This is a genomic window from Janthinobacterium sp. SUN128, from assembly GCF_030587275.1.
In the GTDB taxonomy this organism is placed as follows: domain Bacteria; phylum Pseudomonadota; class Gammaproteobacteria; order Burkholderiales; family Burkholderiaceae_D; genus Janthinobacterium; species Janthinobacterium lividum.
On sequence record NZ_JAPWHY010000001.1, the window covers coordinates 2,636,175 to 2,649,681 of the forward strand.

The following is a 13,507-nucleotide window of genomic DNA, read 5'->3' on the forward strand; positions in this document are numbered from 1 at the left end:
AACGCCATCATAGCGAAATAACTAAAAATCCGTCTCCCCCTGGATCACGGCCGGATAGCCCGTCATGGCACGCGAGGTCTGCATGCCGGCCATCACGGCCGCCTCCACGCAGCCCGCATTGAGGCCCGTCTTGATCCAGTCGCCCGTGAGGAACAGGTTGCTGAAGCCCGACTGGTCGGTGGCCAGCCGGTACTGCGTGCTGCCCACCACCGACATCACGTAGCGCTCGGACGGGTCGACATTCGCGCGCCAGTACTGGCTGTCGAAGCGCGCCGGCCCCGCCCCCTCCTTCGCATCGACCAGCCATTGCCACGGAAACGCGCCCGGCCCGCCCGCTTCGGGCCACAGCGCGCCGATCTCGCGCTCCAGCTGATGCAGCGCGCCCTGCTTCGCCCTGGCCGCGCAGCGGGCCGGGAAATCCGTGTCGGTGACGGGCGGGTAGCTGTCGACGGGGAAGGCGCTGCAAAAATACGAGACATTTTTCGGTTCATGCCCCGCCGGCCAGTCTTCGTGCGCCAATAATTGATCCATCGGCGCCCATGTGTCGTACGGCTCCGTGAAGGCCGACAGCACCGGCTGCTGGCCTTTCGGCTGCGTGGTCCAGCCCATCTGACGCAAATCCTTGTTGAGCCACACCTGATAGGCCTGCGTGGCCACGGTTTGTACCTTGTCGGCCGCCAGTTGCAGGGCCGGGCTTTGCGCCAGCAGTTGCGGGCACAGGGCCTGCAGCGAACCGATGGAAATGCCGAACACCACCTTGTCGAAGTCGACGCCCTTCTTCAATACCGTGGCGGGCAGCTGCCGGCCGAACGCTTGCTGGTACTGCTGCGGCCAGTCGCTCCAGTACGACTCCAGGTTGACTTCCTGCGCTTGCAGCAGGGCCGCTTGCGCTGGATCAAGCTGCGCATAATCGGGCGCGCTGGGCCAGCAAGCCAGTCCCTTGACGTCCACCAGCGGCGCGTAGCCGGCGGCGGGGTCCTTCAATTGCACCTGCTGCGTGATGCGGATGCTGTCGATGTCGCCCGCGCCCGGCACCAGCTCTTCCACGCGCTGGAAGAATTTGAATTCCACGCCGCGCTTGCGCAGCACTTCGTACAGCGGCGTGAAAATCGTGTCGCCCATGCCGGCCTGCATCTTGAACATGATGCCGCCCTTGTAGGCCAGGCCGATGCGCGCCATCGCCCGCAAGAGCGTTCCCGCCTCGATATTCGGCTTCGCAAAATCGCCGCCCTCGTAGGCGAACACCAGGTCATAGAAGCCGCGCACGGGCGCCGAATTGACGCTGAACTGCTCGTCGCCGCCATGTTTTTTCAGCCAGGCGCGGAAGTCGATATCGTTGATGACGTCGAAGCCGTTCTTGAACACGCCATCCTCGAACATGCCCTTCATGACCGTTATGCCCAGGTCCAGGCAAATGAACAGGCGGCGCAATTCATCGTCGCCATCGATCAGGGCGCGGTAGCGCAGGCGCAGCCACGCGCGGATGCCGTTCAGGGTACTGGCCAGCAGCTGGTGGCGCGCCTGGTCGTGGCGCGTGGAATCGGGCGCCAGGTCGGCTACCAGCGCCACCAGCGCGCCCACGGACAGGCCCACGTCCAGGCCCAGTTCATCGGCCTGCCCCACCACTTCGTCGGCCAGCCGGCGCAGCCAGCCCGGCCACACGCCTTCGCCTTGCGACGCGCTGGCGCGCACGATGCGCGCGTCGGCGTCTGCCACTTGCCGGATCTGGCGGATCCACTGCTCGATCCAGCCCACCATGGCGATGGCCATCTGCCACAGGGTGATGTCTTCACCGCCCTCGCCCGGTTCGCCCGGCAAGGTGGGAAAGACGATGGACCAGTTGCGCCACTTGCCCTTGACGTCTTCCGACAGGGCCACGTAATCGTGCTGTTTGAAAGCGTCGCGCCAGGTGGCCAGCGGCGCGCCGGGCGGACGCTCCAGGCTCGCGTACGCTTCCTTGATCATCTTGAAGGCATTCGCGTAGAAGCCGAACCAGATGTGAAGGCCGTGTTCCTCGATGCGCTGGCCCACCTGTGCATTTCGCCCGCTGGCCCCCTTGCCGCCCAGGCGCCAGCCCAGCTGGTAGACGGTGATGGCATGCCGGTTTTGCCAGCCCGGCTGGTTCGTCAGATAATACGCCGTGGTCATGGCCGCCACGCCGCCACCGAGGATGGCGATCTTTTCCGGCGCGATGCGGGAATTGTCGACCAGCTCCTCGCCCGGCATGGCCGTGAAATCGAAATTCACCTGGAACGGCAATATCGCCGCCTGCGGCCCCAGTTTGAGACCCAGGGTCTGGTCCAGCGGGAAGCTGTCGAACGCGTGCAGCGTGCATTCATACTCATAGCCGAGCAGGCGCGCGCTGTGCAGGCGGTTGATCTCGGCGGGCGCGGCCACCAGGGCCTGGTACACGGCTTTCACGCCCGCGCTGTCGGGGAATTGCTTGAGGAATATCTGGTCGATGCGGGGGTTGCGCAGCAAGGACAAGATATCGGCCCAGCCGGCCTGGTCCATGTCGAAGAAATCGGGGATGGAGAGGAAAATCTGGAACGCCTGCTCGATGAGTTCCAGGAAACTGTTGACGCTCTTGTGCTGCCCTGTCTGCACGGTGGCGTTGACTTCCAGCAACGGATGCAGGGCCAGTTTCGTTTCCGGCAAAAAATGCTGGAAGCCCTTGGCAGCCACGGAACAGCGCAGCGGCTCGCTGCCGGCGGCGGGAATCTCGTAGTCGCACAGGTATTTCGGATAGCCGAACAGCTCGCGCCCGTTGATCAGGGCCATCGCGTCATCGACGAAAATGTGGCACGGATACCAGTAGATATGCGCAAGCTTGCCCTGGGCATCCATCTGGCCCACCATGATCCAGGTGACGATGTCGACTTCCGTGATCCAGCCCTTGGCCTGGTCGACGGGGTTGGCGGAGTCCGCATGGTTGACGCGCGTAAACGTCAGCATGACATACGGCGACAGGGCTTTCAGGGTCATCTTGCTGCCCGCCACCTGGTTCAGGGTGGTATTCACGGTCGCTTGCAGTTTCGCCAGTTCGCCCCTGACGAAATAACCGTACATTTCCGACTGTTTCAATTGCAGCGGCGAGTGCATCATCACCGAACCGCCCTGATAGATATACGAAGGTCTTGCCGAAGGTGTCGCCGTCATTGCCCTGTCCCCTTTAAGTTTCAGTCAAACAAGATTTCTACAGTGTATTTGAGAAATATCAATGAATGATATGAAATAAATTAAAGGATTTGCCAAGATGCATAGGCTTGGAGGCGATCCCGGCAGAAAGCCGCTTGCGCACGGCAGCCGGGGCAAGCCCATGCCATCGGGTGTACGATGAAGCATCTTGAGCATTCCGAGCAACATGCCATGGCAATGATTACCACCGACTACGTTTCCACCTATTCAGGCAACCGTTTTTATCCCTTGCGCCCGCATATCGACAAGGTAGCCATCGAGGACATCGCCCACGGCCTCGCCTACCAGTGCCGCTTCAATGGACAGACGCAGGTGTTTTACTCGGTCGCCCAGCACAGCCTGATCGTCGCCGGACTGGTGCCACCCCATTTGCGCCTGGCCGCCCTGCTGCACGACGCGGCCGAAGCCTATCTGGGCGACATGGTGAAACCCTTGAAAGTGTTGCTGCCGGAATTTGCCGTACTGGAAGACAAGGTCAGCGCCATCATCGCCGCCACGTATGGGCTGGATTTTTCCGATTACGCGCCCATCAAGCGGGCCGACCTGATCGCGCTGGCCACGGAAAAGCGCGACCTGATGCCGCACTCGGCCGAACGCTGGGCTTACCTTGACGGCATCGCCCCCTTGCCCGGTATAATCGAGGCCATGGGTCCGGCCGAAGCCAAGCAGCGCTTCCTGCATGCCTTTGCCCAACTGGGCGGGCTTGGTCTGGCCGCATGAATGCTTCCCCCCGCCGTACGAATCGGCGCTAAGCCCCGGTTTTTTCACGGCTTTTTTAGATATCCACAGCAACTGTGGATAAAGTTGTTGATAAGCCCCTCTTGACAAGCCGCAACGCCAGTATTGATGCGGGTTTCAATAATTTGCTGATTTCACAGGCAATTTTTTACCCCAATGAAATCAATGACTTGCAATCATGAATTTGCGCTGGCGCAAACTTAATCTGCCACCATGAAAATATATTTTTGCTGTGCATAAGCCGATGTGGCGCGAGGCCGTCTTGCTTGAACAGCATTGTTTTGACAAACCCCGCAGACTGGCATAGTGTGGAGTAGCGAGTACGATCAACGGTGGATAAACGCATGAATATAGATAGCGATAGCGCCGCCAAGGAGGCGGACGAACCCGACTGGCTGGTCGACGAACCGCTGGGACGGACAGACGCGGCGGCAGAACCGTCCACTGCGGCGCCTTGGCGCGTGCTGATTGTCGATGACGATGTCGACGTGCATGTGGTGACCAAGTTCGCCCTCAGCCAGGCCAGCTTCCAGGGACGCAGGCTGAGCTTTTTGCACGCGTATTCGGGCGCCGAGGCGCTGGCCTTGCTACGCAGCACGCCTGATATCGCCGTGGTGCTGCTCGATGTCATCATGGAAACCCAGGATGCCGGGCTGCAAGTGGCGCGCCAGGTCCGCGAAGAACTGCACAACAGCGCCGTGCGCATCATCCTGCGCACGGGCCAGCCCGGCCAGGCCCTGGAACACCGCATCATCATCGACTACGACATCAACGATTTCTGGTGCAAGACCGACCTCACCACGCGCAAGTTGTTTACCACCGTGATCGCCTCGCTGCGCACCTATGCCACCTTGCGCGAAGCGCAGCAACAGGTTACCGAACTTGCTGCCGCCCTGGCCCAGTGCGGCGACACGCCGGCGGCGCCGGCCAGCGGCACGCCCTGACCATCGGCCGCTACTTTCAGTCATAAAAACAAGAGCACTGGATAGGCATACAGGCTTGTGGAATGCCCCGTTTTGGCCCATCTTGCCCGCCGATTGCATGGGTTGGGCGGCTCCCATTTCCTAAGTGGCGGATTGTTAAGCGCTTTTTCAGATATCCACACGGACTGTGGATATCTTTGTGGATAAGGGCCTATTGACAGGCCTCAAAGCCACAGCCCGTGCGGCTTTCAATAAACTGCTCAATCAAACAGCAAAAATAAAACACATTAAAATCAAGTACTTAGAAACTCACACATAATCACAAGAAAATTATTTCGCCAATTTCGTTAACTCATCATTTGTGCATAACTGAGCCGTAATGATCAATCCGACAACAGCGGATCGCGGCCTCCGGCAACACAGTTGCCGTGGGGATACTCAATGCACGGTCTGGCGGCGCTGCTCGGGATGCAGCAGCACGCGCTCGATCAGTTCCGGGGCGACATTGTATGACTTCAGGTATTCCAGTGCGCACAAGGTACTGAAGGCCGCCTGCACGGCGATGCCCAGATTGACGATATCGCACATCTTCTGGTCGACCCGGGCATGCAGCACCACGGTTTTGACGGGCATATGCAGCGTTTCTGTGGAATGAGGCATGATGAACAACTCCTGCGAAGGGGACGGAGGGAGGAGACGGCGTAGCGGTGCGACCCGCGACAGCCCGGACAGGGACAGCGGTCATGTTGCCGATAAAAGTATTGCCGATAAACTCTCGATGTCAATGGCAGGGAAACATGAGCCACGGTTTTTTTCTTGCAGGCACAAGCGCAGCCGAAAGCGATGGACAAGCGCGATCGGCCACGGCGATAATCAGCCATGCCCTCCCCCTCCTCCATCCAGCCCGACCTGCCCCGCCCGCAGCCCGCCTCGCTTGCCGACCTGTTCTTCTCGTTCACCTGGCTGGCCCTGCAGGGATTTGGCGGCGTGCTGGCCGTGATCCAGCGCGAGATGGTCGAGCGCAAGCGCTGGCTGACGCAGGAAGAATTTCTGGAAGACTGGGCCGTGGCGCAAATCATGCCCGGGCCAAATGTCGTCAACCTGTCGCTGATGGTGGGCGGGCGCTATTTCGGTTTGAAAGGCGCGCTGACGGCGCTGGCCGGCATGCTGGCCGTGCCCCTCCTCATCGTGCTCGTGCTGGGCGTGCTGTACACGCGCTTTGGCGACAATGCGCAGATGGCGGGCGCCTTGCGCGGCATGGCGGCCGTCTCGGCCGGCATGATCGCCGCCACGGGCGTGAAACTGGCTGCCGCGCTGGGCAAGCATCCGCTGCCCTTGTGGCTGACCTTGTCCATCACCGTGCTCGGCGTGCTGATGGTGGCGATCTTCCGCTGGCCCCTGCTGTACATCCTGCTGGGCCTGGGCGGCATCGGCTGCCTGCTGACCTACCGAAAGCTGTCCGCATGAATCCGCCCTTGCAACTGGTGTTGAGCGCGGGCGACTGGCTGAACCTGTTCGGCCACTACCTGATGCTGTCGCTGATGTCGATCGGAGGCGCCATTTCCACCACGTCCGAAATGCACCGCTTCCTCGTCGAACAGCATGGCTGGCTGACACAGGCGCAATTCAACGAATCGATCGCCATCGCCCAGGCCGCGCCCGGCCCCAACGTGCTGTTCGTCGCCCTGATGGGCTGGAACGTGGGCATGAACGCGGGCAGCTACGCGGCGGCCTACCTCGGCGTGCTGGTGACCATGGTGGGCATCATGCTGCCCAGCACCACCCTCACCTACGTGGCGGCCCAGTGGGGCTACCGCAACCGCGACCTGCGCCCCGTGCGCGCCTTCAAGCAAGGCATGGCGCCCATCGTCGTCGCCCTGCTGATTTCCACGGGCATGATACTGGGCGGCGCCAACCATGACATCCGTACGGACTGGCCCCTGTGGAGCCTGTCCATCGTGGCTGGCCTGATCATCTGGCGCACGAAGATCCATTTATTGTGGCTGCTGGCAGCCGGCGCCGTGCTGGGCTGGTTCCAGCTCGTCTGACCTTACACGGCCAGGTGCCGCTTCACGTCCTCGCCATCCATCTGTTCCGCCTTGCCGCTGGCGACGACACTGCCGCGCGACAGGACGATGAATTCGTCGGCCAGCTCGCGGGCAAAATCAAAATACTGTTCGCACAGCACGATGGCCATGTCGCCCCGCTGTTTCAACACGCTGATCACGCGGCCGATATCCTTGATGACGGAGGGCTGGATGCCTTCCGTCGGCTCGTCGAAGATGATCAGCTGCGGCTCGGCCAGCAGGGCGCGGGCGATGGCCAGTTGCTGCTGTTGCCCGCCCGATAAATCTCCGCCGCGCCGCTGCAGCATCTCCTTGAGCACCGGAAACAGCTCATACACGTGGGGATCGATGCGCGCAGCTTGCCGGCCACCCTTGCTCGCCATACCCATCAGCAAGTTTTCCTCGACCGTCAGGCGCGCAAAGATGTCGCGGCCCTGCGGCACGTAAGCCATGCCCAGCTTTGCCCGCGCATGGGGCGCCAGCCTGGTGATGTCGCGCCCGTGGAACACCACCTTGCCCTGCGCCACGGGCAGCACGCCCATCAGGCATTTCAGCAAGGTTGTCTTGCCCACGCCATTCCTGCCCAGCAAGGCCAGGCATTCGCCCTTGCGCGCCGACAGGTTGATGCCGCGCAAGGTGTGCGAGGAGCCATAGTATTGATTCAATTGTTCGACTTCCAGCATGCTTACCTTCCCAGATAGACTTCGATGACCCGCTCGTCCGCTTGCACCTCGTCCATGCGGCCCTGCGCCAGCACGGCGCCTTCATGCAGCACGGTAACGATGCCTTGCCGGGCAATCTCCGTCACAAAACCCATGTCGTGTTCGACCACCATGATCGAATGCTTGCCGCGCAATTCATTGAGCAACTCGGCCGTGCGCGCCGTTTCCGCATCCGACATGCCGGCCACGGGTTCGTCCAGCAGAATCAGCTGCGGCTCCTGCATCAGCAGCATGCCGATTTCCAGCCACTGCTTTTGCCCGTGCGACAGCAAACCCGCCGGCCGCGCCTCCTGGCCGTTGAGGCGGATCAGGCGCAATATCGCTTCGATCTTGCCTTCCTGCTCGGACGTGAGGCGCGCAAACAGGGTGGGCGCCACGCGCTTGTCCATCTTCATCGCCAGTTCCAGGTTGTCGAACACCGTGTGCTGCTCGAACACGGTGGGGCGCTGGAACTTGCGGCCGATACCCGCGTGGGCGATCTGCGCTTCCGTCATGGTGGCTAGGTTCATGGTCTGGCCAAACCAGGCCGTGCCGGACGTGGGACGCGTCTTGCCCGTGATCACATCCATCATCGTCGTCTTGCCCGCCCCGTTCGGGCCGATGATGCAGCGCAATTCGCCCACGGAAATATCGAGGCTGAGCTTGTTGATGGCCTTGAAGCCGTCGAAGGACACGCTGATGTCTTCCAGGTACAAAATGGCGCCGTGCGTCGTATCGACGCCCTCACCTTTCACGCGCGAGTACGTCGGCCCCGCTTCCGCGCTGGCCATGCCGGGCAACATGCGGATACTCATGCGGCCTCCTCTGCCATGGCGGCGAGTTTTTTACGTTTGAGCTTGTTCAGCACGCCCAGCATGCCCTGCTGCATGAACAGCGTCACGACGATGAACAACAGGCCCAGCGCGAACAGCCACAGTTCCGGCAAGGCAGCCGTGAACCAGCTTTTCAAGCCGTTGACGGTGAAGGCGCCCAGGATGGGACCGATCAGCGTGCCACGTCCGCCCACGGCCACCCACACGACCATCTCGATGGAGTTCGCCGGCGACATTTCGGACGGGTTGATGATGCCCACCTGCGGCACGTACAGGGCGCCGGCGATGCCGCACAGCACGGCCGACAAGGTCCAGACAAACAGCTTGAACCACAACGGGTTGTAGCCTAGGAACATCAAGCGCGCCTCGCTGTCGCGCACGCCCTGCAGCACCCGGCCCAGTTTCGAGCGGACGATGACGCGCGCACCGATCAAGGCCGCCAGCAGGAAAGCCAAAGTCAGCAGGAACAGCACAGCCCGCGTGGCGGGCGCCGTGATGCTATGGCCGAGGATGGTCTTGAAATCCGTGAAACCGTTGTTGCCGCCAAAGCCAGTGTCATTGCGGAAGAACAAGAGCATGAAGGCATATGTCATCGCCTGGGTGATGATGGAAAAATACACGCCCTTGATGCGCGAGCGAAAGGCAAAGTAGCCAAACACAAAGGCGAGCACGCCCGGCACCAGCACGACGAGCGCCATGCAGTACCAGAAATGTTCCGTAAACGCCCAGTACCAGGGGTAGGTTTTCCAGTCGAGAAAGACCATGAAGTCGGGCAGGCTGCTGCGGTACTGGCCCTGGTCGCCGATGGCGCGCATCAGATACATGCCGTGCGCATACGCGCCCAGGGCGAAGAACACGCCGTGGCCCAGGGACAATATGCCCGTGTAGCCCCAGACGAGGTCCAGCGCCAGCGCGGCCAGCGCGTAGCACATGAACTTGCCCACCAGCGCCACCGTATAGGCGGACACATGCAGCGCATGCCCTTCCGCAAACGCCAGGTTGAAAACCGGCAACAACGCCGCCATCACCGTGCATGCGGCGATGGCCAGCCAGACGGGCCGCGTGAACAGGCCAGGCTTGATTTGATAGGAGGTAGTCATTCGACGCTGCGTCCCTTCATGGCAAACAGGCCCTGCGGCCGGCGCTGGATGAAAATGATGATGAACACCAGAATGGCGATCTTCGCCAGCACGGCGCCCGCCACCGGTTCGAGGAATTTGTTGACTTCACCCAGCCCCAGCGCGGCGATCACGGTGCCGGCCAGCTGGCCCACGCCGCCAAGCACCACCACCATGAAGGAATCGACGATGTAGCTTTGGCCCAGATCCGGCCCCACATTGCCCAGCTGCGACAGGGCCACGCCACCGAGCCCCGCGATGCCGGAACCGAGACCGAAGGTCAGCATGTCGACCTTGCCCGTGGCCACGCCCACGCAATCGGCCATGCGGCGGTTTTGCGTGACGGCCCGCACGAACAGTCCCAGCCGCGTCCTGTTCAGGATCAGCCATACGGCCACGACGACGACGATGGCAAAGGCGATGATGGCCAGGCGGTTGTACGGCAGCACGAGGCCGCCCAGCACGGTGACGCCGCCCGACATCCAGGCGGGATTGGCCACTTCCACGTTTTGCGCGCCGAAGACCGTGCGCACGGCCTGCATGAGGATCAGGCTGATGCCCCAGGTGGCCAGCAGGGTTTCCAGCGGCCGGCCATACAGCCAGCGGATCACCGTGCGCTCCAGCATCACGCCCACCAGTCCCGCGACAAAAAAGGCGGCCGGCAAGGCGGCCAGCAGATACGCATCCTGCAAGCCAGGCAGATAGCTGCGGAAGAACAGCTGGCACAGGTAGGTCGTGTAGGCGCCTATCATCAGCAGTTCGCCATGCGCCATGTTGATGATGCCCATCAAGCCAAACGTGATGGCCAGCCCCAGCGCGGCCAGCAGCAGCACGCTGCCCAGCGAAATGCCGTAGAACACATTGCCGGCGAACTCCATGCGCGCCACCCGTCCCTTGATCTGGCGCATGGTCTCGATGGCGGCCAGCTGCACGGCCTCGTCCGGCTCGCCGGCCTTGCCATCTGGTCCTTTCTCCAGCATGGCTTGCAGCACGGGCAGCAGGCGCGCATCGCTGCTGCCCGCCAGCGCCTGCACGGCGGCCTTGCGCGTGGCGGCGTCGGGCGCATGCAGGTTGGCGCTGGCGATCAGCAGCTGCAATATCTGTTTGATGTCAGCATCGTTTTCCTGCGCCAGCGCAGTGCGGATCAGGGGGACCTGTGCGGGATCGACGGATTGCTGCAGCGCCTGCGCGGCGGCCAGGCGCGTGGCCCGCTCGGGCGCCAGCAGTTTCAACCCCGACAAGGCGCCCGCCACGGCCGCGCGCAAGCGGTTATTGACCATCACGCCGTCGATGCCATCGGGCAGCGGCACGCTCTGGCCGCTTGCCGGCTCATATGCCTGCTCGCCGTCGACGATATACACCTTGCCGTCGGGGGCCGCATATAACTGATCGTCCTGCAAGGCTTGCAGCACCCGGGCGGCCTCGGGCGTGGCCAGGGCGGCAATCTGGGCGACGGCGGCGATCCTGGTATCGGGATCGTCGCCGGATAGCGCTTTGAGCAGATCGGGAGGGATGGCAGCCTGCGCGAACGAGGATAGCAACAGGCAGGCGAGGACCAGCAGTTTGGAGATGAACCTCATTGTAAGTTCCATGGAAAAACTGCACGGGGCGTGCGCTTACCCCAAAGGCGAGGACTGGGGTCGGACCCTGAGGGTCCGACCCCGGCATTTGCTGGTGGGTAATAGCGCCTACAACTTCTGCTTGCCCTCATTCCCCTTGATAAACGGGCTCCACGGCTGGGCGCGTATCGGTTCCTTGGTTTTCCACACGACATTGAATTGCCCGTCGGCCTTGATCTCGCCGATCATCACGGGCTTGTGCAGGTGGTGGTTGGTCGGGTCCATGGTCAGGGTAAAGCCGGACGGCGACTTGACGCTCTGGCCGGCCATGGCGGCGATCACCTTGTCCGTGTCCGTCGATTTCGCTTTTTCCACGGCTTGCGCCCACATGTGGATGCCCACATAGGTCGCTTCCATCGGGTCGTTCGTCACGACCGAACCCGCGTTCGGCAGCTTTTGCGCCACGGCATACGCTTTCCACTGCTTGATGAAGACCGCATTCACGGGGTTCTTGACGGATTCAAAGTAATTCCACGCCGCCAAGTGCCCCAGCAAGGGCTTGGTATCGATGCCGCGCAGCTCTTCCTCGCCCACGGAAAACGCGACGACGGGCACGTCCGTGGCTTTCAAGCCCGCATTGCCCAATTCCTTGTAGAACGGCACGTTGGAATCGCCATTGATAGTGGAAATGACGGCCGTCTTGCCGCCCGTGGAAAACTTCTTGATGTTGGCGACGATGGTTTGATAATCGGCGTGGCCGAACGGCGTGTAGACCTCGCTGATATCGCTATCCTTGACACCTTTGCTTTTCAGGAAGGCGCGCAGGATCTTGTTGGTGGTGCGCGGATACACATAATCCGTGCCCAGCAGCACGAAGCGTTTGGCGCCGCCGCCATCCTTGCTCATCAGGTATTCCACGGCAGGAATCGCCTGCTGGTTCGGCGCGGCACCCGTATAAAACACATTCTTTTCCAGCTCCTCGCCCTCGTATTGCACCGGGTAAAACAGCAGGCTGTTGAGTTCCTTGAACACCGGCAAGACGGATTTGCGTGACACGGATGTCCAGCAGCCGAACACGACAGCCACTTTATCCTGCGCCACCAGCTGGCGCGCTTTTTCCGCGAACAAGGGCCAGTTCGACGCGGGATCGACGACGACGGCTTCCAGCTTCTTGCCCAGCACGCCGCCCTTGGCATTGATCTCGGCGATCGTCATCAGCGCCACATCCTTGAGCGACGTTTCGGAAATGGCCATGGTGCCCGACAGGGAGTGCAAGATGCCCACCTTGATCGTGTCGGCGGCCAAGGCTGCCTGCATGGTGGTGGACATGGCCAGGGCCAGTGCGCCGGCGGCGGCCGCTTTCAGGATGATGCGTCGTGTCATGGGGACTCCTGTGATGGGTTCGTGGGGGTCGAGCTGGGTCTGCCATGTTGTTAAAGCAGAATGCATGCCAGCACCGGCAGGCGTCCGCCATGGTGCAAGCGGCGCTCGCCGCACGAAAAAAAACCTGGCTGCACAAGGACTGTGCAGCCAGGTTTCAAATTGCCGTAAAACGGTGCGCAGGACGCAGCAATCCCGGCATCAATCCTTGCGCGGAGCTCCACGCAGGCGGCGCCAGCCCTTGCGGCCCAGCGGGAACAGCAGCACGAAAGCGATCAGCCACGGCAGGATGTAGGCCATGGCAGTGATGGCGTTGGCCACGCCTTCCGACAGGTTTTCCGTGAAATTGCCCAGCGCGCGCTTGACGGGCCGCCAGAACGATTGCCTGCCTTCGGCGCTGATGGCCACGTTCAACAAGTCCGTATCGATACGCTGCATCAACAGCGCATTGGCGGCCGTCGCCTGCTCCAGTTCCACTTGCACGGTGGCCAGTTCCTTGGTCACCTTGATGAGGGCATCGACGTTGGTGCCCGAACGTTTTTCCAGGTCTTGCAATTGCGCCTGGTATTGCTTGAGCATTTCCAGGCGTTTCTTGCTGTCGAGCACGGGACGGCCCAGGTCTTCCACCTTGGTGCCCTGGCTGGTGACGTCGCCTTCGGCCGCGACCAGCGCGACGAGCTTCTTGATGCCGGCCGGCTTGGCGCGCATGCTGATGCGCGCATGCACGTAGCGGCCGCTGTCGACGCTGGAATCGAGCAGCAGGCAGCCGTTTTCCGTATCGGCCTTGCAGGCGGCGACCACTTTTTCATACAGGGGCCGCACTTGCGCCTCGCGCGTATCGACGCTGACATTATGTTCATAGGCAAGGAACTCGCTGCCCTTTTCCTTGCCTTCGAGACGCGCGGCGCTCGACTGCCCGCCGCTCTCGCCCTTGCTGCCGCAGCCGGCCAGCAGCAACAGTCCAAACAGGCATATGGATATTTTTTTCATG

12 protein-coding genes are annotated in these 13,507 nt (G+C 61.8%); 4 read left to right on the forward strand and 8 right to left on the reverse strand.

Annotation, left to right across the window (positions count from 1 at the left end):
- Nucleotides 1-21 precede the first annotated feature (21 nt).
- Entirely contained in the window at nucleotides 22-3,159 is a 3,138-nt protein-coding gene (locus tag O3297_RS11870; protein WP_305048792.1) for an FAD/NAD(P)-binding protein, read from the reverse strand.
- 210 nt (nucleotides 3,160-3,369) lie between these two features.
- On the opposite strand from O3297_RS11870, the gene O3297_RS11875 reads away from it, so the two are divergent.
- Both O3297_RS11875 and O3297_RS11880 read left to right on the forward strand, forming a co-directional pair.
- Entirely contained in the window at nucleotides 3,370-3,918 is a 549-nt protein-coding gene (locus O3297_RS11875; RefSeq protein WP_052139943.1) for a phosphohydrolase, read from the forward strand.
- A gap of 362 nt (nucleotides 3,919-4,280) precedes the next feature.
- On the forward strand, nucleotides 4,281-4,880 hold the full coding sequence (locus tag O3297_RS11880) for a response regulator (RefSeq protein WP_083299743.1): 600 nt from the start codon (nucleotides 4,281-4,283) through the stop codon (nucleotides 4,878-4,880).
- Between the two features lie 417 nt (nucleotides 4,881-5,297).
- On the opposite strand, the gene O3297_RS11885 is transcribed toward O3297_RS11880, so the two are convergent.
- Nucleotides 5,298-5,519, reverse strand: a complete 222-nt coding sequence (locus tag O3297_RS11885) for a hypothetical protein (protein WP_099388279.1) — start codon at nucleotides 5,517-5,519, stop codon at nucleotides 5,298-5,300.
- Nucleotides 5,520-5,738: 219 nt separating this feature from the next.
- Here O3297_RS11885 and O3297_RS11890 point away from each other — a divergent pair, with 219 nt between their 5' ends.
- Together O3297_RS11890 and O3297_RS11895 are read left to right on the forward strand one after the other, a co-directional pair.
- Nucleotides 5,739-6,326, forward strand: a complete 588-nt coding sequence (locus O3297_RS11890; RefSeq protein WP_052139945.1) for a chromate transporter — start codon at nucleotides 5,739-5,741, stop codon at nucleotides 6,324-6,326.
- Complete coding sequence (locus O3297_RS11895; protein ID WP_034779146.1) at nucleotides 6,323-6,907, forward strand: chromate transporter; 585 nt, start codon at nucleotides 6,323-6,325, stop codon at nucleotides 6,905-6,907. The genes O3297_RS11890 and O3297_RS11895 overlap by 4 nt, the downstream gene beginning before the upstream one ends.
- Nucleotides 6,908-6,909: 2 nt before the next feature.
- Here the strand turns inward: O3297_RS11895 and urtE are convergent, their stop codons facing one another.
- The 6 genes from urtE to O3297_RS11925 form a co-directional block, all read right to left on the reverse strand.
- Entirely contained in the window at nucleotides 6,910-7,608 is a 699-nt protein-coding gene (gene urtE, locus O3297_RS11900; protein ID WP_151096414.1) for an urea ABC transporter ATP-binding subunit UrtE, read from the reverse strand.
- Between the two features lie 2 nt (nucleotides 7,609-7,610).
- Entirely contained in the window at nucleotides 7,611-8,441 is an 831-nt protein-coding gene (gene urtD / locus O3297_RS11905; RefSeq protein ID WP_151096415.1) for an urea ABC transporter ATP-binding protein UrtD, read from the reverse strand.
- Nucleotides 8,438-9,559, reverse strand: coding sequence for an urea ABC transporter permease subunit UrtC (urtC, locus tag O3297_RS11910; protein WP_305048793.1), 1,122 nt, complete (start codon nucleotides 9,557-9,559; stop codon nucleotides 8,438-8,440). Before urtC ends, urtD begins: the two co-directional genes overlap by 4 nt.
- On the reverse strand, nucleotides 9,556-11,169 hold the full coding sequence (gene urtB, locus O3297_RS11915; RefSeq protein ID WP_370385401.1) for an urea ABC transporter permease subunit UrtB: 1,614 nt from the start codon (nucleotides 11,167-11,169) through the stop codon (nucleotides 9,556-9,558). The genes urtC and urtB overlap by 4 nt, the downstream gene beginning before the upstream one ends.
- 96 nt (nucleotides 11,170-11,265) lie before the next feature.
- The gene (gene urtA / locus O3297_RS11920; RefSeq protein ID WP_305048795.1) at nucleotides 11,266-12,519 is read right to left on the reverse strand and encodes an urea ABC transporter substrate-binding protein; all 1,254 of its coding nucleotides are present in this window, start codon (nucleotides 12,517-12,519) and stop codon (nucleotides 11,266-11,268) included.
- Nucleotides 12,520-12,717: 198 nt separating this feature from the next.
- On the reverse strand, nucleotides 12,718-13,506 hold the full coding sequence (locus O3297_RS11925) for a DUF4349 domain-containing protein (protein ID WP_070254544.1): 789 nt from the start codon (nucleotides 13,504-13,506) through the stop codon (nucleotides 12,718-12,720).
- Nucleotide 13,507: the final 1 nt, after the last annotated feature.

Excerpts from the sequence above, each read along its gene's own strand:
- O3297_RS11870 (WP_305048792.1), bottom strand. The coding sequence starts at position 3,159 with ATGACGGCGACACCTTCGGCAAGACCTTCGTATATCTATCAGGGCGGT.
- O3297_RS11875 (WP_052139943.1), top strand. The coding sequence starts at position 3,370 with ATGGCAATGATTACCACCGACTACGTTTCCACCTATTCAGGCAACCGT.
- O3297_RS11880 (WP_083299743.1), top strand. The coding sequence starts at position 4,281 with ATGAATATAGATAGCGATAGCGCCGCCAAGGAGGCGGACGAACCCGAC.
- O3297_RS11885 (WP_099388279.1), bottom strand. The coding sequence starts at position 5,519 with ATGCCTCATTCCACAGAAACGCTGCATATGCCCGTCAAAACCGTGGTG.
- O3297_RS11890 (WP_052139945.1), top strand. The coding sequence starts at position 5,739 with ATGCCCTCCCCCTCCTCCATCCAGCCCGACCTGCCCCGCCCGCAGCCC.
- O3297_RS11895 (WP_034779146.1), top strand. The coding sequence starts at position 6,323 with ATGAATCCGCCCTTGCAACTGGTGTTGAGCGCGGGCGACTGGCTGAAC.
- urtE (WP_151096414.1), bottom strand. The coding sequence starts at position 7,608 with ATGCTGGAAGTCGAACAATTGAATCAATACTATGGCTCCTCGCACACC.
- urtD (WP_151096415.1), bottom strand. The coding sequence starts at position 8,441 with ATGAGTATCCGCATGTTGCCCGGCATGGCCAGCGCGGAAGCGGGGCCG.
- urtC (WP_305048793.1), bottom strand. The coding sequence starts at position 9,559 with ATGACTACCTCCTATCAAATCAAGCCTGGCCTGTTCACGCGGCCCGTC.
- urtB (WP_370385401.1), bottom strand. The coding sequence starts at position 11,169 with ATGGAACTTACAATGAGGTTCATCTCCAAACTGCTGGTCCTCGCCTGC.
- urtA (WP_305048795.1), bottom strand. The coding sequence starts at position 12,519 with ATGACACGACGCATCATCCTGAAAGCGGCCGCCGCCGGCGCACTGGCC.
- O3297_RS11925 (WP_070254544.1), bottom strand. The coding sequence starts at position 13,506 with ATGAAAAAAATATCCATATGCCTGTTTGGACTGTTGCTGCTGGCCGGC.